15 protein-coding genes are annotated in these 24,963 nt (G+C 59.9%); 10 read left to right on the top strand and 5 right to left on the bottom strand.

Annotation, left to right across the window (positions count from 1 at the left end; translation table 11 throughout):
- Positions 1–92 precede the first annotated feature (92 nt).
- On the bottom strand, positions 93–1,034 hold the full coding sequence (locus HMPREF2927_RS05890; RefSeq protein WP_070686392.1) for a biotin--[acetyl-CoA-carboxylase] ligase: 942 nt from the start codon (positions 1,032–1,034) through the stop codon (positions 93–95).
- Between the two features lie 220 nt (positions 1,035–1,254).
- On the opposite strand from HMPREF2927_RS05890, the gene HMPREF2927_RS05885 reads away from it, so the two are divergent.
- The 6 genes from HMPREF2927_RS05885 to HMPREF2927_RS05860 all read left to right on the top strand — a co-directional run bounded on the left by HMPREF2927_RS05885 (position 1,255) and on the right by HMPREF2927_RS05860 (position 10,214).
- Positions 1,255–1,536, top strand: coding sequence for a YciI family protein (locus HMPREF2927_RS05885; RefSeq protein WP_070686390.1), 282 nt, complete (start codon positions 1,255–1,257; stop codon positions 1,534–1,536).
- A 310-nt stretch (positions 1,537–1,846) separates the two neighbouring features.
- Positions 1,847–3,448, top strand: a complete 1,602-nt coding sequence (locus HMPREF2927_RS05880; RefSeq protein WP_070686387.1) for an acyl-CoA carboxylase subunit beta — start codon at positions 1,847–1,849, stop codon at positions 3,446–3,448.
- A gap of 66 nt (positions 3,449–3,514) precedes the next feature.
- Positions 3,515–3,913 carry an acyl-CoA carboxylase subunit epsilon gene (locus HMPREF2927_RS05875; RefSeq protein WP_233992230.1) on the top strand — a complete coding sequence of 133 codons (399 nt, stop codon included), beginning with the start codon at positions 3,515–3,517 and terminating at the stop codon, positions 3,911–3,913.
- Between the two features lie 297 nt (positions 3,914–4,210).
- On the top strand, positions 4,211–5,299 hold the full coding sequence (locus tag HMPREF2927_RS05870) for a restriction endonuclease (protein WP_070686382.1): 1,089 nt from the start codon (positions 4,211–4,213) through the stop codon (positions 5,297–5,299).
- A 460-nt stretch (positions 5,300–5,759) separates the two neighbouring features.
- A complete protein-coding gene (locus tag HMPREF2927_RS05865) occupies positions 5,760–8,222 on the top strand; it encodes a restriction endonuclease (protein WP_070686380.1) in 2,463 nt (820 codons plus the stop codon).
- 231 nt (positions 8,223–8,453) lie between these two features.
- Positions 8,454–10,214 (top strand): DUF885 domain-containing protein, encoded by a 1,761-nt coding sequence (locus tag HMPREF2927_RS05860; protein ID WP_070686378.1) that lies wholly within the window; start codon positions 8,454–8,456, stop codon positions 10,212–10,214.
- A gap of 172 nt (positions 10,215–10,386) precedes the next feature.
- Here the strand turns inward: HMPREF2927_RS05860 and HMPREF2927_RS05855 are convergent, their stop codons facing one another.
- On the bottom strand, positions 10,387–11,679 hold the full coding sequence (locus HMPREF2927_RS05855; RefSeq protein WP_070686376.1) for a glutathionylspermidine synthase family protein: 1,293 nt from the start codon (positions 11,677–11,679) through the stop codon (positions 10,387–10,389).
- Positions 11,680–11,813: 134 nt separating this feature from the next.
- Positions 11,814–12,758 (bottom strand): hypothetical protein, encoded by a 945-nt coding sequence (locus HMPREF2927_RS05850; protein ID WP_070686374.1) that lies wholly within the window; start codon positions 12,756–12,758, stop codon positions 11,814–11,816.
- Between the two features lie 441 nt (positions 12,759–13,199).
- Between HMPREF2927_RS05850 and HMPREF2927_RS05845 the strand changes: the two genes are divergently transcribed.
- From HMPREF2927_RS05845 to HMPREF2927_RS05830, 4 genes are all read left to right on the top strand, one after another.
- Positions 13,200–14,618: a dicarboxylate/amino acid:cation symporter gene (locus HMPREF2927_RS05845; RefSeq protein ID WP_070686372.1), complete on the top strand. Its 1,419-nt coding sequence runs from the start codon at positions 13,200–13,202 to the stop codon at positions 14,616–14,618.
- A gap of 313 nt (positions 14,619–14,931) precedes the next feature.
- Positions 14,932–15,639 (top strand): Maf family protein, encoded by a 708-nt coding sequence (locus HMPREF2927_RS05840; protein WP_070686370.1) that lies wholly within the window; start codon positions 14,932–14,934, stop codon positions 15,637–15,639.
- A 151-nt stretch (positions 15,640–15,790) separates the two neighbouring features.
- On the top strand, positions 15,791–17,611 hold the full coding sequence (locus HMPREF2927_RS05835) for an acetyl/propionyl/methylcrotonyl-CoA carboxylase subunit alpha (RefSeq protein WP_070686368.1): 1,821 nt from the start codon (positions 15,791–15,793) through the stop codon (positions 17,609–17,611).
- Positions 17,612–17,985: 374 nt separating this feature from the next.
- Positions 17,986–19,386: an MFS transporter gene (locus tag HMPREF2927_RS05830; protein ID WP_070686366.1), complete on the top strand. Its 1,401-nt coding sequence runs from the start codon at positions 17,986–17,988 to the stop codon at positions 19,384–19,386.
- A 154-nt stretch (positions 19,387–19,540) separates the two neighbouring features.
- Here the strand turns inward: HMPREF2927_RS05830 and HMPREF2927_RS05825 are convergent, their stop codons facing one another.
- A complete protein-coding gene (locus HMPREF2927_RS05825; protein WP_012903993.1) occupies positions 19,541–20,959 on the bottom strand; it encodes an NAD(P)H-quinone dehydrogenase in 1,419 nt (472 codons plus the stop codon).
- Between the two features lie 156 nt (positions 20,960–21,115).
- Positions 21,116–24,862, bottom strand: a complete 3,747-nt coding sequence (gene mfd / locus HMPREF2927_RS05820) for a transcription-repair coupling factor (RefSeq protein ID WP_070686364.1) — start codon at positions 24,860–24,862, stop codon at positions 21,116–21,118.
- Positions 24,863–24,963 lie beyond the last annotated feature (101 nt).

Genomic DNA, 24,963 nt, shown 5'->3' with positions numbered 1-24,963 from the left:
TCCGGCTGGAGGCGCCGGTTGAGGTGGTGTGGGTTGAGGGGTGCTGCCGTGCCGGGCAGAAATTTTGTGGGCTGAAATTTTAGGGGTTGGTTCTAGTGTGCCTGCTGAAAATCTCCGTAGCTACCGTTGGCGGGGCGAAGGTGCTCAATATCGCCCACCGCGTAGGGCTCTAGGGCCCTGTCCTCGCGGCGGATGAGGATGCGCCCCTGCGCGTCGAGGTCTTCAGCGGTGCCTTCTACGGTGCTTCCGTCGGGCAGACTCATGCGCACGCTGGCGCCGAGGGTTGCGGTGGCAGCGCGCGCCTGGTCAAGCAGGCTGAGGCCATCAGGGGTGAGCGGGTCGGGGCGTTCGGGGTCGCCGCCGGCGCGCACGAAGGCGCGGTAGCGGCGGGCGAAGATGCCAAGCAGTCGGGTGAGCACCTCGGAGGAGTCAATCACAGTACCGGTGCACAGGCTCAGGCTCGTGGCGGTGGGTACGGGCAACTGCTCGGCGGACATGTTCGTGTTCTGGCCGATGCCCACAATAATGCTGCGCTGCCCCTCGTTAGCGCCGCTTTCAGGAACGAGCTGGGCGAGAATTCCGCACCCCTTAGCGCCCTGCGCGATGACGTCGTTGGGCCATTTGAGGGCGGCATCCACGCCGTATCTGCGCCAAATATCGACCACGCTGAGCCCGGCGATGAGGGTCATCCAGTGGTAGCTGTCTTCGGGTAGCTCTCGGGCGAGCGGGTCTGCGGAGGCGTGCGGGCGCACCACGATACTTGCGGCGAGGCAGGCTCCGGGAGGGGCGGTCCAGGCTCGGGCGAGGCGGCCACGTCCGGCGCTTTGGTAGAGGCTGGCGTAGACGGAGAGCTCGCCAAGCTGTTCGCGTTCGGGGTCGGTGCCGTCCATGAGTAGTTCGCGGGCGCGGGTGGTGGTGGAGTCAACTTCATCGTAGAGGTTTACGTTGGAGTAGCCCGCCTCCAGCGCGATGGTGCGGATGCGCGGTGCGTCCAAAACCGAATGATCGCTCTCGGTGTACATATTCTCCTCCATAGCTTGCGCCTTTCTACCCTGTCCGAAACTGCCCTGCAGTATGCCGACCCGTCACCGAAACCTACAAGCTTCAGCCGAGTCACGCTGATTTCTCACCATATCAATTTCTTGCCGCCGGTGATGCCCACCCGGTACCCGAGACGGTACATTAGACAGTGAGGGTGCATCAAGCACCGACCGGCTGCGGAGGTTCCTCCGCCCTGCTCGAAAGAAGAACGCTATGGCTTATTACGCAATTACTTACGTTTACGCTGCTCCCGAGGAGCAGGCGAAGTACCGTCCGGCTCACCGCGAGTACCTTGGTTCGCAGATTGAGGCGGGCAACCTGATTGTTTCCGGTCCCCTGCTGGATGGCGAGACCCCCGCCGGCGCTCTGCTGATTGCAAAGGTCGACTCCGTTGAGGCAGCTGAGAAGCTGGTTGTTGGCGACCCGATGAACATTGGTGGCGCGGTTTTGTCTCACACCATCACCGAGTGGAACCCGGTCCTGGGCACTATCTAAATTTCGCAAAGTTCAAGTAGCTTGAACCCCCTTTCGCCGACAAGGATTGCCGGTGCGAGAGGGGGTTTTCTGCATCGTGTCTTTGCATTCTAGATGCCTCTTCCGCGCTCTTCGCGCATCATTGCGGGTAGTGTGTGCATAAAAGTGTATCTAGTGTTGGTATTCTGGCTTCTCACCTGGCATATGTGCCCTAGTTCGCACTATAGTTGAAAGATATGCACATTGTTCAAGAGTGCCTTTCGGGGCACCTGAGCAGCCATCACCGCAACCACTGGCTCCCGACAATCGGGTGGAGCAGGAACGAGGAATAATGTCCGAGAACCTCCAGCAGGATTTTGACTTGAGCACCACCGCCGGTAAGCTCGCTGATTTTTATGCACGTCGAGAGCGTAGCTTCGCGCCCAGCGGTGAGGCAGCTATTGAAAAGCAGCACGCACGCGGTAAGAACACCGCCCGCGAGCGCATCGACATGCTTCTGGACGAGGGTTCTTTCGTAGAGTTTGATGCCCTCGCCCGCCACCGCACCACCGCGTTCGGCATGGAGGCGAAGAAGCCTCTGGGTGACGGCTTGATCTCCGGTTACGGCACCGTGGATGGTCGCCTGGTTGCCGTGTATTCGCAGGATTTCACCGTCTACGGCGGTTCTCTCTCGCAGGTGAACGGCGAGAAGATTGTGAAGGTGCAGAAGTTCGCGCTGAAGAACGGCTGCCCGGTTATCGGCATTAACGATGGCGGTGGCGCCCGTATTCAGGAGGGCGTGGCTTCCCTGGCGATGTTTGCCGATATTTTCCGCATGAACGTGCGCGCCTCCGGTGTGGTTCCGCAGATTTCGGTCATTATGGGCCCCTGCGCTGGCGGTGCCGCGTACTCCCCCGCTCTGACTGACTACATCATCATGGTGGATAAGACTTCACACATGTTCATTACCGGCCCGGACGTCATTAAGACCGTGACCGGTGAGGACGTGGACATGGAAACCCTCGGCGGTGCGCGTCAGCATAACGCTGTGACCGGTACCAGCACCTACCTGGCTGAGGATGAAGAAGACGCGTTCGATTTTGTGCGTGAGCTCCTAGAGTTCCTACCCTCGAACAACCTTGCGGAGCCTCTGCCCCTGGAGCATGACCAGGAGCCCGTGGTAACCGTAGATGATTTGGATTTGGATACTCTCATCCCGGATTCGGCGAACCAGCCTTACGATATGCGCGCGGTCATTGAGTCCGTCGTGGATGACGGTCATTTCCTGGAGATGCAGGCGATGTACGCCCCGAACGTGATGATTGGTTACGCCCGTGTTGAGGGCCACACGGTCGGTATTGTGGCGAACCAGCCGATGCAGTTCGCTGGTTGCCTGGACATTTCTGCCTCCGAGAAGGCTGCCCGTTTTGTGCGTCATTGCGATGCGTTCAACATTCCGATTCTGACTTTTGTGGATGTTCCCGGCTTCCTGCCCGGTACCGATCAGGAGTTCAACGGCATTATTCGCCGCGGCGCTAAGCTGCTCTACGCTTACGCGGAGGCGACCGTTCCGCTGGTTACCGTCATTACCCGTAAGGCGTACGGCGGCGCGTACATTGTGATGGGTTCGAAGAAGCTGGGTGCCGATATTAACCTGGCGTGGCCCACCGCTCAAATTGGTGTGATGGGTGCTCAGGGTGCGGTGAATATTCTGTACCGCCGTGAGCTGGCTGCTCTGGCGGCTGAGGGCGGCGATGTTGAGGGCCGCCGCGCTGAGCTGATTACCAAGTATGAGGAAGAGCTGCTGAACCCGTACCAGGCTGCTGAGCTAGGTTACATTGACGAGGTTATTGCCCCGAGTGAGACTCGCGTGCGCATTATTTCTTCACTGCGGGCCCTGCACGATAAGCGTGCGTCTACCCCGGCAAAGAAGCACGGCAACATCCCGCTGTAGGCTTCCGTTGCGCCCGCACCATTTGTGGCACGGGCATTCACTGGATTTTAGGTTTTCTAAGGAGGCGTGCCTTTGGCAGGATACAACCCGCTGAGTTATTTCTCATTCGGCAAAAAGAAGGATAGTTCGGAGGCTGCTGAGAGCTCCGAGCAGCTTGAGCGTAGCTCCGCACATTCTTCTGCGCACGCAGATACCGCACCCAGTGCCCCGCCGAAGGATTCCGTTCAGTCTTCGGTAGATACTGACGCTGAGCAGGAGCCTCTGCTGAAAGTGGTTAAGGGCTCCCCCACTCCGGAGGAGATTGCCGCCCTCACCGCTGTGGTTGCGATGATGCAGGCGAATGCCGCGCAGCAGGAGCAGAACTTGCTGGTCGGTGCCGCTTCGCGCATCCTGAACCGCGGTCAGCGCCTGGGTGTTTCGTTGCGTCCCGGTCCCGGTTCGTGGAGGCGCGCTCGCCCCAGGTAGCGCGAGCGGATAACTCTGCTTCTTATATTCCCGTCACGCCAACTGGTGTGGCGGGAATATATTGTTTTGCTTTAAATTTGAGATTTATATTGCGCTATTGAACATCTAATGCGCTGATTCTTGCGATTTTGTCATATTAGAAGCGATAAAGCGATGATGATATGCCCTGATGCTAGGATGTATATATCATCACATAAGTATCAATAATTGGCAGGGACCATGGCAAAGATGCTGAATAAAAACCATAGGCCCCCACCGGATGTCTATATCACGCTTCTGTTGCCGACGCTACGGCGCTTGTCGAAGACTGTGCCCCGCACCGCCGCCTATGTTAGCGAGCAGTTGCGGCAGCAGACTAAGGCGTTGGGGTCGAAGAAGAACCTACCGGCTCTTGAATCCACCGATTTTGCGGTGGCTGTGCGCACCACCTTGAAAATCTTGGTGGCACTTCGTTATGCCCAGCTTATGCCTCGTTTGACCCCGTGGGAGAAGAGGAAGTACCTGCTCACTCCCCTGGGCGCCGAGCTGACCTGCACCCCGCATCTGCACGGTTCGGTGCCGCCGCGTGTGGTGAAGCAGGTGCAGGTGTTGTGCTCTCAGAGTTTGACGGCGAAAAGCGTGAAAAAGCTGAAGAAGCAGGCGAACGCGCTACTGGAGAATGCACAGGAGGAGCATCGCCTCATTTTTGGCGCTTCTGATACCGGCACCCTTAATATCCTGCCGCATTTCTCAGGCGCTGATCATGCTCAGCTGAACCCCACTGCTTATGATGCAACCGATGCCGGCTACCCTATCCCCGCCCTGAATTCTGCTGGACCTGCGAATTCTTGGCCTGCCGGTCAGTCTCCGCTGGATATAATTTTGCGTGCCAGCGATTCGCCGGTGATTCACGCTCAGGCTGAGTTTGCGGAGCATTTTACGCAGGATTTGATTCAGCATATTCACGCGGTGACGCCAGAATATTTTGAGCAGATTGTTGCCGATATTTTTACGGCTCTCGGTTTTACGACCGAGGTAACCGGCGGCGCCGACGATAAGGGCGTGGATGTTATTGCCCGCTATTCTGACGGTCTGGATTTTGCGCCGATTTATATTCAGGTGAAGCATTATTGCGGAACTATGAAGGTCACCCCCAACGAGATTCAGAAGCTTGCTGGTGCGGTGCTTCTGCACGGCGGTTTGCAGGGTGTTTTGGTGACCTGCGGCGCTTTTGCGCATCCGGTGCCTGAGTATTTGCAGGGTTTGCCGGGCGCACGCAATATTGCTCTGGTTAATCAGCACCACTTGGTGGAGCTGATGATTCGCCATCGTGTAGGCGTGCTTGATGGTGAGGGCGAGTGCGGTTATCGCATTGATGAGGAGTATTTTGCTCGCGGCATGGAGTAGCCAGGGTGTTTTGAGGTGAGTATTTCTCTCTGAATGTCTCTGGTCTTCGCGCATTTCCTGCTTTATTTCACTTAATGCATTTTCACTTTTCCTTGAGGATATTTTTCATATATCGGCTGGTTTTAGAAATCTAGGTTATTTCTTGAACCAGCCGATACAATGGGAGGGTAATGCGTTATATATACTCGCATTATTTCACGAAGTGTATATACCCGTGACGGTATCATCACTTCACCATAATTTATAGCGTTCTTTCCAAGTGCACGTCATAGAAGACGGTACGTAAGCGAAACGGGCTGAGAAATCCGCCTTTCCTGCTTCTCTTCACGACGGGTTACCAAAGTGCCGACCCAAAAATAAAGATGGTGTCGCCAGTATTGTGTGATTATTTTCCCGCTCGAATGACTGCACTTTATGAAGAATGCCCGCACGATAAATAACACCAGATAAGGAGCCCAGCGTGGCTTTTGTGAATAAAACAATGCTCCATATCGACCATTCCGAATTGCACTCTCTGCAGCAGGAAACCTCGTGGGAGACCCTACCCGAGGAAGCACGCGCTCTCAGCGTTGCGGCGGCTTTCTCCCTGCTCCGCCATTTTGAGCGCGCTCAGGACCGTGGTGAGAAGGTTTTCTTCCCCGATATGTATACCCCCGTAGGTGTGGACCTGGGTTTCAATATGACTCAGCGTTTCATTGCGGTCGGTGACAATGTTCTCTTCCGTGAGGCGCTCAATAAGCTGATCGCGGCGCTGGTCAACGCTGACTATCTTGAGGTGTCCCTCAGCCAGTTGCATCCGGGCAACCTGCACTACACCCTCAGCGAGGCTGGCCGCGAGCTGCTCGGTACCCCGAAGGAACAGCAGGCGCAGGCACTCCTGTCGGTTCTGCCTCTCCTCAGCGGCGTGTACCTCTACTACCTGAAGCAGTTCTACCCGGTTCTGCTCTCGCACATTACGGTGCGTGAGCTTCTGCCCATCGTCCTGAGTGTTACCCCGTCCTACCCCGCAGCGGTGCCCGTGAAGATTCGCGAGCTGGTGCTGCGCGAGTGCGGTTTTGTGCAGGGCTGGTACGGTCTGTCGTACCTGGAGCAGCGCATTATTGAGCCGGTGATTGCTCAGGCGCTGAGCCTGCTGACCCGCGAGGGCTACCTGCGCACCAAGACTATTCACGAGCACACGGACTCTCCGCTGACTCTGTACTCACTGTCGCCTTCGGCGAAGGAGCTGGTGGCACGCCACGAGGAGACCAGCGTGCCGGCAAGCGAGCTGAGCTCCGTGCTGGCGCTAGTGAAGGATGAGGGCGCCTCCATTACGGCTGAGGATATTGCCACAACCGATGCTCTGCTGACCCATATGGGTGTTCTTCTGCTCGACACCCTCAACGACCATGGCGCCGATGTGGAGCTGAGCCTTCCGAGCCTGGAGCAGGTCTTTGACCGCGACGAGCGCATTCAGCAGGCGTCCTCGAACCCCTATTTTGTGCAGATTGACGCGCAGGATTACCTCTACGATGTGCTGATTGCCCACCATTACCTCTCCGAGCGTGAGACTGTCTACTCGCTGGGTCCTGCGTTCGCGCCGGCTCTGGCGCAGATGGTTGAGCCGAGCGTTCAGAAGCTGGTGGCTTCGGCTCTGCTCGATCCTGCGGCGGTGGACGCTCTGCCGTACCCGCATCAGCTGCTGCACCCGATTCTGAAAATTGTTGAGGAGAACCCGCGTATCTCCTACTACGACATTTACGATGAGTTGAAGCTCGCTCTGGATATCCCGTACCTGCAGGGTGAGGTCGCTCCGCACCGTTATAAGCTGACCCCGCGTCTGCGTAACCGCTATTCGGTGGCGATGCACGTGCTCAAGGGCGAACGCTACCTGAACGCTCTGCGTGAGGGTACCGGTCGTACCTCCCGCAAGAACCCGGAGCGTTACGAGCTGAGCGAGGCGGGTAAGGAGCTGCTCAAGCGATTCCCGGAGGGTGCTCCGGAGGCGGTGACCGCCCGCATGGCGCCGCTGCCGCCGCAGTCGCTCAAGCACAAGCTGCCTCAGGATATTGCGGCTGAGTTGCAGGCTCGTGAGGAGGCTCTTCAGGCGGCTAAGGAGGCGCGCGCGGCGGAGCGTCAGGCTCGCCTGGCGGCTCGTGAGGGTGCTTCGCGTGAGCCGTTGGCTCCGGTGCCGGGTGCTTCTCCGGCGTTGTTGGCGCGTCCGGCTGGTTCGCAGGTGGCGGCTCCTACCCAGGCGGCTACTGCCCAGGCACCCGCTGATGTTCCGGCGGCACCGGCCGCTGCGGCTACCGCTCAGTCTGCCGTGCCCGCTCCTGCTGTTTCTGCACCCGTTGTAGCTCCCGTTCAGCCGGTTGTTTCCGCTCCGGCTGGTTCGGCTGCTGAGCCCTCGACCGCGCTGCAGGTGGCTGCCGCTCAGGTGCGTGAGGCACTGAAGCGTTACCGCCAGGTCTTCCGCCGCGAGGCTCTGGCTCCGGCGCTGGCTCAGGTGTCTGAGGAGCGTTTCCGTAGCATTGGTTTCGATCTGTTCCTGATGCGCGGCTACACGGTAGAGACTCTGGAAGCTCAGGGCGTGGACGGCGTGGCAATCCCCGCCACCGGCGAAAAAGAACGCGCATTCTACGTGCGTACTCTGCGCCCGGTAGCTGGCGGTGTTCTCTCCGCAAGCGTTCAGCCGCAGGATATTACCGCGTTCTTCCTGGCGATTCACGCCCGCGGCGGCCAGCTCGGCACCTTCATCACGAACGCACCGTTCAGCGATGAGGCGTACGACGAGTTCATCCGCTGCTCGGCCAAGTACCCGAACATTCTGGTGGATTTGGTGTCCGGCGATGAGCTGCAGGACCGCCTCATTGCCCACCGCCTCGGCGTGGTCGAGGGCACGAACGGTCTGCTGGAACTCAACGGCGAATACTTCGCCAGCTAAGTCGCCAGCTAGCAGCTTGTAGCCCATCTTGGTGGCGCCCCGGTCTTCTCTTTCCTGCACGTTCAGGAGGGGAAAGCCGGGGCGTTTTCGCGCCTGCGTCCCGGTGAGTTGTCCACAGGTGAGCCGTTTTCCTCACGTTCGGTGCCGCTCAGCCCGTAATATTGCCGGTTTAGGCGACCCAAATCACCGAAAATCGTGGTTGAAGGCACACCCCTGCGTTAGGATATGAACATGAGCACTTACCAGGAACTTCCCAGCATCTACCGATTGAAGCGCTCGCTGACCGACGTCGATCAGATTGCTAACGAATACTTTGAAAAGGTCCTCGACCTGAACCCCGTCCAGGCGACCGAGCTTGGCCGTAAAGGCGTAGAGACTCTGTACCCCGATTACTCACCCGCCGGTGAGAAGGCTTTTGCGCGCCTTGCGAAGAAGACTTTGAAGAAGGTCGATAACGTCCTGCCTATTGATGACGTTGACCTGGTCACCCTGGATGCTCTGCAGGAGCGCCTGAGCCTGTACCGCAAGCAGTACAAGGCTGGCTTTGGTGGCTGGCAGATGAACAATATTGCCTCCGTCCCGCAGGAGGTGCGCTCCGTCTTTGACCTGATGAAGCGCAACACCCAGCAGGACTGGGAGCACATTATTGGTCGTATGCACCGCGTGACCGAGGCGCTGGAGGGCTACATCCAGACTCTCGAGGCGGCTCGTGAAGAGGGTAAGGTTGCCCCGCGCCGCCAGGTGGATATTGTCATTGAGCAGACCGCTGCATACTATGCTCCCGGCGGTTTCTTTGACGAGCTTGCCGCCGAGGTTGCCGCAGCTGTGCCCTCTCTGAAGGATGAGGTTGCCGCCGGTGCCGAGGCCGCAAAGGAAGGCTACCGCCGCCTCAACAGCTACCTGGTGGAGAAGCTTCAGCCGGTCGCGCCCTCCCGCGATGCTGTGGGCCGTAAGGCGTACAGCCTGCACTCCCGTTCGTTCCTGGGTACCACCATTGACCTGGATGAAACCTACGCCTGGGGCGTGAAGGAGCTGGAGAGCATTATTGCTCGTCAGCGTGAGGTTGCCGAGGAGATTGAGCCGGGTGCAAGCATTGAGCGTGCGAAGCAGCTGCTCGATGAGGATCCGGCACGTCAGCTGCACGGCACCGATGAGCTGAAGGCGTGGATGCAGAAGCTCGCCGACGCCGCGGTAGAGAACCTGGCGGATACTCACTTTGAAATTGGCGGCCCCATGCGCCGTATTGAGTGTTGCATTGCGCCCACGAACGAGGGCGGTATTTACTACACCGGCCCCTCCCCCGATTTCTCGCGTCCGGGCCGCATGTGGTGGTCGGTTCCCGAAGGTGAGGACACGTTCACTACCTGGCGTGAAACCTCCACTGTGTACCACGAGGGCGTTCCGGGCCACCACCTGCAGATTGCTATCGCCACGGCTCTGAAGGGCACCATGAACTCCTGGCGCACGAACATGCTGTGGGTTTCCGGTCACGGTGAGGGCTGGGCGCTGTACGCCGAGCGCCTCATGGAGGAATTGGGCTATCTGAAGGATCCGGGTGACCGCATGGGTATGCTGAACGCTCAGCGTATGCGCGCCGCCCGCGTGGTCTTCGATATTGGTGTTCACTGCGAGATGCCGATTCCCGCTGAGTGGGCTGAGCAGTTGGGCGTTGAGCCGGGCACCATATGGACTTCTGAGCTGGGTTACGAGTTCTTGAAGCTGAACCTGGACGAGTCTGAGGGTCAGCAGCGTTTCGAGTTCCTGCGTTACCTGGGTTGGCCGGGTCAGGCGCCGAGCTACAAGATTGGCGAGCGCCTCTGGCTGGAGCTGCGCGATCAGGCTCTGCGCCGCGGCGATGACATGCGTGCATTCCACACGCGTGCGCTTCTGCTCGGTTCGGTGGGTCTGGACACTCTGCGCCGCGCCCTGACCGATGAGATGATGCTTCCTCTGGATACTGAGGATGACGACGATGAGGATGACGACGAGTAGCCTCTCGTCTGCTTGCCCTTCGACGAGTGGATTTCTGGAGTCTCTATACAAGAATCTCTGAACTGGAGTCTTTAAAAGAGGAACTCTATAGATGAAGCCCTCGCCTCAGCTTTGGCTGAGGCGAGGGCTTCGCTGTATTTTCGTGTCTTCTGGGGGCTATGTCTTCTGAAGGCTATCCGAAGTTTGCGGTGCCGTGGTCGGTGGCGCCGAATCCCATGCCGGTGGAGTCGTTCAGATCCACTAGGTGTGGGGCGAAGCGGCACCAGTAGTCGGTGAGCGCACCGTTCGATTCGCGGATGCCCACGCCTACGGTGCGTCCGTCGACCACCCACACGCCGAGGATGGGGTGGCTGACCGGGTTGATAATGCCTTCGTAGCGCGGTGCCGGGATGTACTCCTGGTAGATGAATTCGCTTTCGGGGGCGTTGGCGAAGAAGTCGTCGTCTTCGGGCTTGATGAAGACGTCGTAGTCGGGGGCGTAGATTTCTACGCCGTCGCCTTCGCGTCCGAAGATAGGCTTGCGAACCCAGTTGCGCATGCCGCCGCGGTGACCCGCGTAGGTGGGTACGAGGTTCGGGTGGCCCGGGTACTTATCCCATAGCGCGGCGAGCAGCAGCTTATTGGAGAGGAACATCTTCCACGCTGGCTCAATCCAGCGGTCCATGGCGCCGTGGTAGGCGAAGAGGAGCTTGTCGTAGCCTGCTTCGCTGTCGGTGACCAGGTCTTCCCAGGGGTAGAGCTTGAAGAGGTTAGTGATGGCGCGCCCGTAGGCGTCTTCCCAGCTCTTGGTTTCATCGTTGAAGATGATTTCGTCGATGGGAATCATATGGGTTTTGATGCCCGCCTGCTGCGCCGAGTAGGCGATGAGCCAGAGATTGTTGTAGTCCTCGTTGTTCTCGTCAATCTCAGAGGGAACATGCGCCAGGTACAGTACGGGCTGCACGCCCGCGGTGATTTCGGGGGCGAAGATGTGGCGCCAACGGTTGGTGAAGGCTTCGCCGATTTCACCCCAGTGGACGTAGCCGCGGGTGTCGAGGCGCTGGTCTTTCGCCCAGGTTTTCTGGCTGACTGCCGCCTCCACGATGCCGGTGGGGGTGTCGGCGTTGTATTCGAGCAGTTTCATGGGGTCGCCGGGCACACCCGAGTAGGTGAAGTCGAAGCGTCCGTAGAAGTCGGCGTCGCGGCGGTTCCAGGATTCTACGGCGAGGTTGAATGCCGCCTGGGGCAGGCCGAGGGTACCGAACGCGCCGGAGGCAATGTACTCGACGGTTTCCAGGCACATGCGGTGCATTTCTTCTGCCTGGGCGCGCACAGAGTCCATTTCTTGCGGGCTGAAAATGTAGGCGGCGTATTCGTTCCAGTAGTGGTCGGTGTCGTGGGGGCCGTCCACGCTGTAGGTGAGGCCTTCCTCAATGATGACGTTCTCCCAGTCGGGTCGGCCGACGGGAAATTCTTCGCGGCGCATGAGGGGCTAGGCTCCTTCGAAGTAGTGAATGGAAAGCGGTGTTGTTACGTCACCGCGGGTTTGGTTGTTCTAATGAGGAAAATGCGGGCGGGACCGTTCAGTCCCTGCCCGCATTCAGTGTGATGGCTTATGGCTTAGCCGCCGGAGGTACCGCCGCCGGACTTCGAGCCGCCACCGAAACCGCCCTTGCTACCGGACTTCGACGAAGAGCCAGACTTGGACGAAGAACCAGACTTCGAGGACGAACCCGACTTGGAGCCGGACTTCGAGGTGTTCGACTTGCTGTAGGAGCCGGTGCTACCGCTATTGCTGGTGCCCTGCTTACCGCTGGAGACCGAGCCGGTGGTCTTATTACGCACCGAGGAGGTCTTTCCGGAGTTATTGGTGCTGGTCACCTTGCCGGAGGAAACGGTGGAGGACTTCTTCGCGGTGCGGTAGGAGTCCTCGAAGCCGCCGCCCTTGGAGGACACGCCGCTGTAGACGGTGCCGTTGCTGGGGCGGGTGGTGCTGCCTCCGGAAAGCTTGGAGCCTACAGGAGGAATGTAGTGGGATCCGGAAGAATTAGCGGCACTTTGGCGACCCAGGTAGTACCAGAGGAACGCATTCGAATTATTGTGGGTGGTGGTCGAACCGGAAGTGCCCGACGACCCAGAAGAGCCCGAAGAGCTGGAGGAACCGGAAGACCCAGAAGAGCTTGAGGACTCCGTGGAAGAGGCCGAGGGCGAGTCGGTCGGCTCCTGAACGCCTGCCTTCTCACATTCGCTATCTTCCACGCGCAGGCCGGTCTTCGCGTCCTGGCAGACGCGGGCGTACTCTTCGCCCTGCGACAGGAATGCGTTCTCTTCCTGGTGCATGGAGTTGTAGGCGAAGATGCCACCGCCAACCAGCAGCACGCCAGCACCCGCTACGGCAATCATCTTGGCGATGCCGGGGCGGGTAGCACCCAGGTTCAGGGTCTGCTGGGCTGAGGTCTGTGCGGCGCGGGTAGCAAAATCTGCAACCGCTTCCATGCGATTGCGGGGCTTCTTCGGGCCGTTAGGGGTGGTGGTTCCGCCGGGGTATTTGGGAGCAGAACTCATGCATCTCTCCTTGAAAGGTGGTGCGTGGCGTAACGCTCAACGCGTACATGAAGCTGAGTGGGTATAGCATTATCCGCGACTTTCGCCGGACTATCGGTGTGGTTCCAGCATATCAAGCTCTAGCTTTCGGATTATTAGCTGACGGCAAAATCTCAGCAAGCTTCCCCGCATGTTGCGCAGTTGTTTCCTTTCTGTTTGCTTTTGCGGCGATTCCTAATTAACTATCAGCCAATTTAACCGCCTATGTGGGGGGGGCAACTGGCGGCGTTGCTGGTTGGGCAGCTGGGTTGGGCTGCGTTGCTGGTTAGACTGCGGGATGTACAGCCGAAAGATGCCACAGGATGGTCACGGTTCGTCACACATCCCCTACACTGCACCGGATTGAAACACTTCTTCACACAAACTCGCGCCGGAGCGCGCAAAAGTTTTAGAGTATGCCACATGTCTACACCGCATGCATCATCTCGTTCACGTCTGCCCAAGTGGGCTACTTCTTTCGGCAACCAAATCATTGCTTCCCTCATTCTGGGCATTGTTCTCGGCGCGCTCGCCCTCGCACTGGGTGGGGACGCAAAGAGCAGCCCCAACTGGCTCATGGTGACCTTAGATACCATCGGCTCCTCCTACGTCACCCTGCTGAAGGCGGCGGTTGTTCCGCTGATTTTCACCGCCGTGGTCGCCTCCATCTCTAACCTGTCGCAGGTGACTAACGCGGCGCGCCTGGCGGTCAACACGCTCATCTGGTTTGCGATTACCGCATTCTTCGCGGTGCTCATCGGTATTGCGATGGGCCTGATCGTTCAGCCGGGCGTGGGCGCGCAGGTGCAAGGCAAGGCGTACACCGGCTCGACCGGCTCGTGGACCGCGTTCCTGACCGGTCTGATTCCGGTGAACTTCCTGGGTCTGGGCGTCAGCGCTAAGTCAGGTGATTCCGGCATCACCGCCTCGGCATCCTTCAACGTGCTGCAGGTCCTGGTCATTTCCGGCGCGGTCGGTATTGCCGCGCTGAAGGTCGGTGAGGCAGCCAAGCCGTTCATTGATGTGGTCAAGAGCGCCCTGGCAATTATTCAGAAGATTCTGTGGTGGATTATTCGCCTAGCACCGCTGGGTACCGTGGGTCTGATTGCTAAGGCAGTGTTCGCGTACGGTTGGGCGTCGATGGGTTCGCTGGTCGCGTTCGTCATCGCCCTCTACATTGGCCTACTGCTGGTCTTCCTCGTGGTCTACCCGATTATTGTTCGCGCAAACGGCCTGTCGGTCCGCCAGTACTTCTCGGGCGTGTGGCCGGCGCTCCAGCTGGGCTTCGTGTCCCGCTCTTCGATGGGTTCGATGCCGATGACCCAGACTGTTGCCGAACGCAACCTGGGCGTTCCCCGCGCCTACGCATCCTTCGCGGTTCCGCTGGGTGCAACCACCAAGATGGACGGCTGCGCTTCGGTTTACCCGGCTCTTGCCGCAATCTTCGTGGCTCAGTTCTACGGTATTCAGCTGGACTTCACCCAGTACCTGCTCATTGTGATGGTGTCCGTGCTCGGTTCGGCTGCGACCGCCGGTACGACCGGCGCTATCGTGATGCTGACCCTGACCCTTTCCACTCTGGGTCTGCCGCTGGACGGCGTGGGTCTGCTCCTGGCGATTGACCCGATCGTTGACATGGGTCGTACCGCTCTGAACGTTGCCGGTCAGGCTCTGGTTCCCGCGATTGTGGCTCGCCGCGAGGGCATCTTGGATGAGGAGCTCTACAACGCTCCCCGTTCGGAGGGCGGCTTCGTGGCTCAGGAATTCTACGATGAGCGCATTGCCGGTGAGGCGCAGCGACTTCACGAGGTGGAAGACAACACCGCCGCGGCACACCGCTAATCTGACGAAGGCTCACGCACACGGCGCTAGGCGGTACCGCTTAGCACCGTGTAGCTTCTCCACCACCCATGCCCCAGCATGGACAAAATACATTTGTCAAACGTCATAAAAGTGTCACTATTGATTCTTTTTTCTTTAAGGTTTGAGAAGAGTTATGATTTTGAACGGCGTGTTCCATCTCCTACGTGGTTGAGGGGGATGGGACACGCTCTTTTCGTCTCCCCTTACTTTTCCGCCCATTCCCCCAGCTTCTTGACACCCTTCATCTGCACTCGAGGGTAAGGCTCACCCGCAAGGCTCTAAAATAGAACCTATGAGTACCACACCGATCCGTTTGATTCTTGCTTCTGCCTCCCCGGCGCGCCGCAAGCTCCTGGAAGATTCCCGCATCGCGTTCACGGTGCGCGTCTCCTCCGTAGATGAGGACGCCGCACTTGCCGCCGCTAACGAACAGGCACGCACCCAGGGTCGGAAAGGACTCACCCCGGCTGAGACCGCTTCCCTGCTGGCGCAGCTGAAAGCGCAGGCAGTTGCCGCCGAACTCGCCGCCGAGGGGGTGCGCGATGCGCTGGTTCTGGGCTGCGATTCGGTGTTCGAGTTTGACGGCATTGCCTACGGTAAACCGCACACTGCCGAGGCGGCACGCGAGCGCATCAGCGCAATGAGCGGCAACTACGGTGTGCTGCATACCGGTCACGCTCTAGTGGATTTGCGCGGTCTTGAACCGGGTGCCGAGCTATCCGCTACTTCTGAGCTGCCCACCGTTTCTGAGTTGCGCAGCGCTACCGTCCACTTTGATACGCTCAGCCCCGAAGAAATCGAGGCGTACATTGCTACCGGTGAGCCGCTCTGGGTAGCCGGTTCCTTTACCCTGGACGGTTACGGTTCGGCATTTATTCGCGGTATTGAGGGTGAGTTCCACACGGTGGTGGGCCTGTCCACCCACGCGCTACGCGATATGTTGCGCCGCCGCGAGGTTGCGGTGACCGAGCTGTGGCTGGCGCCCCAAAATGAAGATTAGATTCAGCGCAATCGTATAAATCTGTCTCAAAGCGTGCCCTGAAATACACATTATTGAACACCAATCGATAAGATAGAACAGTATGATGCGCGTTATATTCGCCAATCCTGCCGATGTATCCTTGGAGCAGGAGATTAAAGGAGAGCTTTAAGTGACTCAGCACCAGGCAGAAGCCGCCAAGAAATTTACTGCAGTCCCCGGCCGTCACACCGGCCCGGTCAGCAAGATTCTGATCGCTAACCGCGGCGAAATTGCTGTCCGCGTGATTCGTGCAGCCCGCGATGAGGGTCTGCAGACCGTCGCTGTCTACGCTGACCCCGACCGCGACTCCCAGCACGTGAAGCTCGCCGATGAAGCCTACGCTCTCGGCGGCGCCACCGCGGCACAGTCCTACCTGGTCATGGACAAGCTCATTGAAATCGCTCGCCGCTCCGGTGCTGACGCTGTGCACCCCGGCTACGGTTTCCTTTCTGAGAACGCACAGTTCGCGCAGAAGTGCATTGACGCTGGCTTGACCTGGATTGGCCCCTCCCCCGAGTCCATTACCCAGCTGGGCGATAAGGTGGCGGCACGCCACATCGCGCAGAAGGTGGGCGCTCCCCTGGTGCCCGGCACCAAGGACCCGGTCAAGTCCGCCGATGAGGTTGTTGCCTTCGCGGATGAGCACGGTCTGCCCATCGCGGTGAAGGCCGCATTTGGTGGCGGTGGCCGCGGCATTAAGGTGGCGCGTGACCGCGAGAGCATTGTTGAGATGTACGAGTCCGCTGTTCGTGAGGCTACCGCGGCGTTCGGTCGCGGTGAGTGCTTCATCGAGCGTTTCCTGGATTCGCCCCGCCACGTTGAGACCCAGTGCTTGGCGGATGCACACGGCAACGTTGTGGTGGTTTCCACCCGTGACTGCTCTCTGCAGCGCCGTAACCAGAAGCTCGTTGAGGAGGCACCCGCCCCCTACCTGAGCGATGAGCAGAACGAGCGCCTGTACGAGGCGTCCCGCGCGATTCTGCGCGAGGCTGGCTACCAGGGTGCCGGCACCTGTGAGTTCCTGGTCGGTACCGACGGCACTATCTCCTTCCTTGAGGTCAACACTCGACTGCAGGTGGAGCACCCCGTCTCCGAGGAGATTTCCGGTCTGGACCTGGTTCGTGAGCAGTTCCGTATTGCCCGCGGCGAGAAGATTGAGGAGAAGGACCCGGTTCTGCGCGGTCACTCCTTCGAGTTCCGTATTAATGGTGAGGATGCGGGCCGTTCCTTTATGCCTGCCCCCGGCACGATCGAGAAGATGACCGTGCCCACCGGCCCTGGCGTGCGCTGGGATTCCGGCTTCGTGGCTGGCGACGTTATCGGTGGTAACTTCGACTCCATGCTGGCTAAGCTCATTGTTACCGGCGCGGATCGTGAGCAGGCTCTGCAGCGTGCCCGCCGGGCCCTGGCTGAGCTGACCATTGAGGGTATGCCCACCGTCATTCCGTTCCACCGCGTCGTGCTGGATGATTCCGCCTTCGCGCCGGCTGAGGGCGGCGAGTTCAAGGTGCACACCCGCTGGATTGAGACCGAGTTCAACAACACTATCCCCATGTACTCCGGTGCGCCCGGCAGCGTGGACTCCGATGAGGACGAGCGCACCACCGTGGTTGTTGAGGTTAACGGCAAGCGCATGGAGGTGTCTCTGCCCGATCTGGGCGGTGGCGCGAAGCCTGCCGCTAAGCCCGCCGCCAAGACCCGCAAGTCCCGTTCGGCACGTAGCGCGGCAAAGGGTGGCGGCGACGAGCTGACCAGCCCCATGCAGGGCACCATCGTGAAGGTGGCAGCTTCTGATGGCGACACCGTCGCTGAGGGCGACCTGATTCTGGTGCTGGAGGCGATGAAGATGGAGCAGCCCATTACCGCGCACAAGGCGGGTAAGGTTTCGGGACTGTCGGCTAAGGCCGGCGATACCGTCACCTCCGGTGCGGTGCTGGCGACCATCAAGTAACGTTTCGCTCGATTCTGAGGTCTCGCGACTGCGAGCGCTATAGGCGATAGGAATCCCCCGGAAGGGTATGAGGTAATGTCTTGTATCTTTCCGGGGGATTTTCCATGTCCGCTCTTATCTGTTTCTGTGGGGTTTGAGCGGCCCACCTATTGCGATTACGTCCAGATAGTGGCTGTATTTGTTGGGTCTTTTCTGAACAGAGTTATAATGTTGCACTTTAGAGGAGCCTTTCAGATTCCTACGCCCACCGCACCCACCCGGTGCGGTCACGGCACCCGATACGCGCCTACGGCACACCCGCCTCACGCGCTGACCGGTAACGGACGCCCCGGCTCCACCTGTACACACAGTTCACCATTTCGGGAGTTTTCCTTATGAGCACCTCTGCACCCGACACGAAAGTGTCTGCTGCATCGGTGAAGAATACGACTCCTCGCAGTCGAGTTATTCTCGCCTCGCTCGTTGGTACCACCATCGAGTTCTACGATTTCTACATTTACGCCACCGCAGCAGTGGCTGTGTTCCCCGTGCTGTTCTTCCCTGCGAAGGACGCAACCACCGAGCTTCTGGCTTCCTTCGCGACCTTCGGCGTCGCCTTCATCGCCCGTCCTCTCGGTTCCATAATCTTCGGTCACTTCGGTGACAAGATCGGTCGTAAAGCAACCCTCGTTGGTGCGCTACTGACCATGGGTCTGGCGACCTTCATCATCGGCCTGCTGCCCACCTACCACCAGATTGGTCTGTGGGCGCCGACCATGCTGACCATTATGCGTTTCTGCCAGGGCCTGGGTCTGGGCGGCGAATGGTCCGGCGCGGCACTGCTTGCCAGCGAATACGCTGAGGAAGGTAAGCGTGCACGCGCCGCCATGTGGCCTCAACTCGGTGCGCCCATCGGCTTCGTCTTCGCCAACGGCTTCATGCTGCTGCTGACCAGCTGGATTTCCTTCAACTCCGCAACCGACGGCAAGAACCTTGATCACCCCTTCCTCATCTGGGGTTGGCGTATTCCGTTCCTGCTGTCCATCGTGATGGTCGCCGTTGGCCTGTACGTTCGTTTCAAGCTGGAGGAGACCCCCGTCTTCGCCAAGGCTGCCGCTAACAACGAGAAGGTTAAGACCCCGCTCGTTGAGGCGTTCAAGGTCGCCTGGTGGCCCATGATTCAGGGTACCTTCATCATGGTGGCGTGCTACGTGCTGTTCTACCTGATGACCGCGTGGGTTCTCTCCTACGGTATCGGCAAGGCCGATAAGGGCGGTCTGGCTATCCCCTACCGCGAGTTCCTGATTATTCAGCTGATCTCCATTACTGGCTTCGCGATCTTCATCCCGATTTCGGGTTGGCTGGCTGATAAGTACGGCCGCCGCACCCAGCAGTTGTGGACCACCGTCGCGATGGCGGTCTTCGGTCTGTCCTTCGGTCTGTTCATCTCCCCCTCCGTTGTTGGTACCGGTGAGAACGCAAACGCCGCAGTGGTTACCCTCTTCATCTTTATCGGTATGTGCCTGATGGGTCTGTCCTTCGGTTCCATGTCCGCGTACCTGCCGGAGCTGTACCCCACCAATGTGCGTTACACCGCCAGCGGTATCGCCTACAACGTGGCGTCCATCCTCGGTGCAGCGCTGACCCCGTTTGTGGCTGTTTGGCTGAACACCTCCTACGGTGTGGGTGCCGTGGGCGGCTACCTGGCGTTCGCCTCGATCCTGAGCGTTGTCTTCATCCTGCTCACTCACGAGACCCGTGACGTGGACATGAACGCTGTCAGCACCACGAAGTAAAGCTTCGAGTAGCTAACGCGTCTCTACGGCAAAGCGGTGGGGGGTCGCCTCCTGAATCTAAGGGATTCAGGAGGCGACCCCCACCGCTTTTATACTGTTCCGGGATGCTGCGCCGGGCGGGGAAGGCCCGGCTCAGCACCTAAGAGGTTGATGCCTACAGACCGCGAGTGTGCAACTTGCGTGCCGCCTCAGCAATAGAGCCAGAGAGCGAGGGGTAGACCGTGAAAGTATCCGCCAGATCATCCACCGCAAGCTTCTTCTCCACCGCCAGGGCAATGGGGTAAATCAGCTCTGAAGCACGCTGGCCAACCACCACGCCACCAATGACGGTGCCGGAGTGACGGCGAGCAAAAATCTTCACGAAGCCATCGCGCATCGCCATCATCTTCGCGCGCGGGTTGGTACTCAACTGCAGGGTCACCGCATCGCCACGGTAGGCGCCCTCAGCAAGATCTTTCTCGCTCACACCCACGGTCGCAATCTCCGGGGAGGTGAAGATGTTCGCGGCAACCTTATCGGTGCGCAGCGGGCGCACCGCATCACCGAGGATGTGCGCCATAGCGATACGGCCCTGCATCGCAGCCACGGAAGCCAGCGGGTACACGCCCGTGCAGTCACCGGCGGCGTAAATGCTGTTCACGCTCGTGCGGGACACGCCGTCCACCTTAATATGGCCGCTCGGGGTCTGCTCAACACCGATGTCTTCCAGACCCAAATCTTCAGTGTTCGGAATCGAACCAATAGCAACCAGACAGTGAGTGCCAGAAACCTTACGACCATCCGACAGGGTCACGATAACGCCGGAGCCATCCTCAGTACGCTCAACAGCAGCCGCACGGGAACGCGGCATCACTCGCACACCGCGACGCTCAAAGACGTCCTCCAGCACGCGAGCTGCGTCCTCGTCCTCACCGGGAAGCACACGGTCACGCGAAGACACCAGAGTCACCTTAGAACCCAGACCGTTATACGCCGACGCGAACTCGGCACCGGTCACACCCGAACCAATCACAATCAGTTCCTCGGGAACCTCGGAGAGGTTGTACAGCTGAGTCCAGGTCAGGATGCGCTCGCCATCAGGCATACCGGTCGCCATTTCACGCGGATGCGTACCCACCGACAACAGCACAAAGTCCGCGTGCAGGGGGTAGACCAGGCCCGCCTCATCAGTCACCTGCACGGTGTGGCGGTCAAGGAGCTTACCGGTACCGTGAATAATCTTCACGCCTGCAGAAGCCAGGGCACGCTTAATGTCGGCAGACTGTTGCTGGGCCAGGTCACGGACTCGGCGGTTCACGCGGTCCATATCAACACGCAACTGGGGTGCCTTACCCTTCGTGTTTTCAATGCCCAGGCTACCCGCCTCGGAGAAGCGGGTCATCATATCCGCCGTAGCAATCAGGGTTTTAGAGGGCACAACGTCAGTCAGAACGGCGGAGCCACCAATGGCATTGCGTTCGATCAGAGTCACGTCCGCGTTGGATGCGGCAGCCACCATCGCCGCCTCGTAGCCGCCGGGGCCACCACCAATAATTACAATTCGCTGAGATGCATAGTTCACCGTTGAAGTCATGCCTTAATTGTGAGCTATGCCGCCCCTACGGGGCAAACGCACTCGCCGTGCAGATATGCCATATTGTGGCAACCTGCACGGCGAGCATTCTCTTGGGGTGCCGGCTAAACAGGGCGCTCCCCTGTTCTTCCAGCCTATACCCTATTCTTCTAACCTCTACTCCTCGAGAGCCTGCGGTTTCTCGGCATAAATCGAGTTGATGAACTTCTCAGCCCACTGCAGCATCGCGCCGTCCACCAGGTCCTTACCGCCCACCGGCATGGTCTTCGGGCGCGGAACAAGCGTCAGCCAGGTGTCCATACCCTTCGGCTGGGCGTGCGTGGAGCCAGGGTACACGCGCTTCAGGCGCATCTGGCGGGACTCCGGCAGCGGCATAGCGGTTACCACGCGAACCTTCGGACCCAACACCACCAGCTCATGAATACCGGCGGCACGAGCGTGCATACGCACCGTCGCCACGGCAAGCAGGTTCTCTACCGCCTCCGGCAGCTCGCCGTAACGGTCGACCAGTTCCTCACGAGCCTCCGCGATCTTCTCTTCAGTATCGGCGGCAGCAATCTGACGGTATGCCTGCAAGCGCAGACGCTCAGAATCAATGTAGGTGTGCGGAATATGCGCGTTGACGGGCAGGTCAATCTTCGTCTCGACCTCGCGCTTTTCCTTCTCGCCGCGGTAGTTTGCGACCGCCTCGCCGACCAGGCGCAGGTACAGGTCAAAACCGACACCGGCAATATGGCCGGACTGCTCGCCGCCGAGCAGGTTGCCGGCACCGCGAATCTCCAGGTCCTTCATGGCGAGCTGCAGGCCCGCACCCAGCTCGTTATGCGTTGCCACAGCCTTCAGACGCTCGTGCGCAATCTCGCCGAGGGTCTTATCCGCCGGGTACAGGAAGTAGGCGTAGGCGCGCTCGCGGCCACGACCCACGCGTCCACGCAGCTGGTGTAGCTGGCTCAGACCGTAGTTCTGGGCGTGGTCGACAATGAGAGTGTTCGCGTTCGAAATATCCAGGCCGGTCTCCACGATGGTGGTGCACACCAGCACGTCAAAGCGGCGCTCCCAGAAGTCCACAATAATCTGTTCCAGGCGCGATTCACTCATGCGGCCGTGGGCGGTGGCGATGCGCGCCTCCGGCACGAGCTTGCCGATTTCCGCGGCAACATCGTCGATGTCAGCCACGCGGTTGTGCACGAAAAACACCTGTCCTTCACGCATGAGCTCGCGGCGGATTGCGGCGGTAATCTGACTGTCGGTTCGCGGACCGACGAAGGTCAGCACGGGGTGGCGTTCCTCCGGCGCGGTGGCAAGGGTGGAGGTCTCGCGAATACCGGTTAGCGACATTTCCAGGGTGCGCGGAATGGGGGTTGCACTCATGGCGAGCACGTCCACGTTGGTGCGCATCTGCTTGAGCTTTTCCTTGTGCTCCACGCCAAAGCGCTGTTCCTCGTCAATGATGACCAGGCCCAGGTCCTTGAATACCACGCTGTCCGAGAGAATGCGGTGGGTACCAATCACCACGTCCACCGCGCCGGATGCGATTTCTTCGGTAATCTGGCGGGTTTCTTTCGCCTTCTGGAAGCGGGATAGCACGCGAATCTTCACGGGGAATCCCGAGAAGCGCTCGCTGAACGTCTCGTAGTGCTGCTGTGCCAGCAGGGTCGTGGGTACGAGCACGGCAACCTGTTTGCCGTCCTGCACCGCCTTGAATGCGGCACGTACGGCGACCTCAGTTTTGCCGAAGCCCACATCACCAGAGATGAGACGGTCCATGGGGATTTCTTTCTCCATGTCCTCCTTTACCTCGTGGATGGCGGTGAGCTGGTCAGGAGTCTCGTTGTAGGGGAAGGACTCTTCCAGCTCTCGCTGCCAGGGGGTATCTGCGGTGAAGGCGTGACCGCGCGATGCCTGGCGTGCCGAATAGAGTTTCACCAGGTCGGCGGCGATTTCCTTGACTGCCTTGCGAGCGCGGGATTTGGTCTTAGCCCAGTCGCTACCGCCCATCTTGGACAGGCTCGGGTTCTCGCCACCCACGTAGTTGGAGATCAGGTCCAGCTGGTCGGAGGGCACGAAGAGGCGGTCGGGCGCGCCACCGCGCTTGGCGGGGGCGTACTCGATGACCAGGTATTCCTTCATGGGCTGTACGCCGTTGACCGGGGATGCACCAGCCACCGGGCGGGAGGTCATCTCGACGAACCTGCCGATGCCGTGACGCTCGTGCACCACGTAGTCACCGGGGTTCAGCGCGAGCGGGTCAACTGCGTTGCGGCGGCGGCGTGTCTTGAATTTCTGTCCGGCGGCGCCTCGGGGTGCGTAGGTGCCACGGCGGCCGAGCAGTTCGGCTTCGGTGAAGACGGCGAGCTTCGCCTCCTCGATGAGGAAGCCTGCGGAGGCGGGTGCCTCGCAGACCTCGACGATGCCGTGTTCGAGGTCCCCGGCGGGGTCGGCTTCGAGGCTGGTTCGGCGGGCTGCGGGTACAGCGGGTGCCCCTTCGCCGGAGTGGAAGAGGTCGATGAGGCGGTCGGTGGAGCCGCGGCCGTTGGTGAGGGCTAGGACGGTCCACTGTTGGCGGATGAGATCGCCGACCTGGCTGAGCATGCGTTCGACGGAACCGTTGAATGCAGTTGCGGGGGTGGCGTTGACGGTGTAGGTGTCGATTCCGTCTTCGATGGCGTCGGCGATGGTCTGGTTCTGGAGTGCCCCGGCGGCGTCTTCGAGTAGGTCTGCGTCGGTGACGAGTTCGGTGATTTCCCACCAGCTGAGCTTGGCTTCGAGCACCTGTGCGGTGGTTTGGTCGATGGTGCGGAATCCGCTGTCGCTCATGCGGAGCTGGCCGAGGTCGATGGGTGCTACTGCGTTGGCTTCTGCGGAGGTGTCCCATGCTGCGGCGAGGAATTCTTCGTTGGTTGCGACGAGGTCTTCGGCGCGGGCGCGCACACGCTCGGGTTCGACGTTAATGATCATGGACCCTGCCGGCAGTAGCTCGGTAAGGGTATTCATGGATTCGATGAGCAGCGGGGTGAGCGATTCCATGCCTTCGACATAGATTCCACCAGCAATCTTTTCGAGCATGGCTGCGGCTGCCGGGTAGTCGGCTTTCAGGCGGGCGGCACGGCTCATGACCTCGGAGGTGATGAGCAGTTCGCGGCAGGGCAGCAGGGTGAGTTCAGTGAGCTCTTCTCCCCCGCTGAGGGTGCGCTGGTCGGCGACAGAGAAGTGGCGCATTTCGTCGAGTTCGTCACCGAAGAATTCGAGGCGGACGGGGGTGGTTGCGGTGGGTGGGAAGACGTCGATGATGCCGCCGCGTACGGCGTATTCGCCGCGCTTGGCAACCAGGTCTACGCGGGAGTATGCGGCGTCGTTGAGGCCTCGCACTACGTCTTTGAAGGGGTATTCTTCGCCGCGAACCAGGTGTACGGGTTCAAGTTTTTCGATGCCGGTAACGATGGGCTGGATGACAGCGCGCACGGGTGCGATGACGACTTGGGGGCGTTTGGCCGCTTCCCCGGTCATGGCGCGTAGTACCTGCAGGCGGCGGCCTACGGTGTCGGAACGCGGTGAGAGGCGTTCGTGGGGCAGGGTTTCCCAGGCGGGGAAGAGCGCAATGTCGGCGGCGGGCAAGTAGGAGCACAGGGCTGCGGCGAGGTCTTCTGCTTGGCGGTCGGTGGGTGCGACGATGAGGCTGAGCGCTTCGGGGGTGGTTGCGCGTACGGCGGCGGAGATGTCGGCAATGAGCGCGGCGTGTGTTCCTCCGACGGTGCCGATGAGGGTGCGTGCGCTACGTTCAGTGGGGTGTACGGAGGCGGCGGTTCGGATTGCGGCCCAGCTGCTGAGTTGGTTGAGGGTTTTCAGGAGGGGGTGCAGGGGCGCTTCGATGGGCTGTGCGGTAGCTTTTCGGGTGGTGCTCACGGGTTCTCCTGAATCTGCTGTCCTCGGTTCCGGCGGTTTGGCTGGTGGAGGGTGTCGACGGGTGGTCGGTGTGAGGTGGTGTCGGGTGGGGTGCCCGAGTG

The organism is Rothia sp. HMSC061E04 (genome assembly GCF_001813685.1).
Classification (GTDB): Bacteria; Actinomycetota; Actinomycetes; order Actinomycetales; family Micrococcaceae; genus Rothia; species Rothia mucilaginosa.
The sequence above is the reverse complement of the archived record's forward strand: the minus strand, read 5'-3'. Positions and strand labels throughout refer to the sequence as shown.

Bases quoted from the DNA above. Each gene is read 5' to 3' on its own strand.
- HMPREF2927_RS05890 (WP_070686392.1), bottom strand. From the start codon at position 1,034: ATGGAGGAGAATATGTACACCGAGAGCGATCATTCGGTTTTGGACGCA.
- HMPREF2927_RS05885 (WP_070686390.1), top strand. From the start codon at position 1,255: ATGGCTTATTACGCAATTACTTACGTTTACGCTGCTCCCGAGGAGCAG.
- HMPREF2927_RS05880 (WP_070686387.1), top strand. From the start codon at position 1,847: ATGTCCGAGAACCTCCAGCAGGATTTTGACTTGAGCACCACCGCCGGT.
- HMPREF2927_RS05860 (WP_070686378.1), top strand. From the start codon at position 8,454: ATGAGCACTTACCAGGAACTTCCCAGCATCTACCGATTGAAGCGCTCG.
- HMPREF2927_RS05855 (WP_070686376.1), bottom strand. From the start codon at position 11,679: ATGCGCCGCGAAGAATTTCCCGTCGGCCGACCCGACTGGGAGAACGTC.
- HMPREF2927_RS05850 (WP_070686374.1), bottom strand. From the start codon at position 12,758: ATGAGTTCTGCTCCCAAATACCCCGGCGGAACCACCACCCCTAACGGC.
- HMPREF2927_RS05845 (WP_070686372.1), top strand. From the start codon at position 13,200: ATGTCTACACCGCATGCATCATCTCGTTCACGTCTGCCCAAGTGGGCT.
- HMPREF2927_RS05840 (WP_070686370.1), top strand. From the start codon at position 14,932: ATGAGTACCACACCGATCCGTTTGATTCTTGCTTCTGCCTCCCCGGCG.
- HMPREF2927_RS05830 (WP_070686366.1), top strand. From the start codon at position 17,986: ATGAGCACCTCTGCACCCGACACGAAAGTGTCTGCTGCATCGGTGAAG.
- HMPREF2927_RS05825 (WP_012903993.1), bottom strand. From the start codon at position 20,959: ATGACTTCAACGGTGAACTATGCATCTCAGCGAATTGTAATTATTGGT.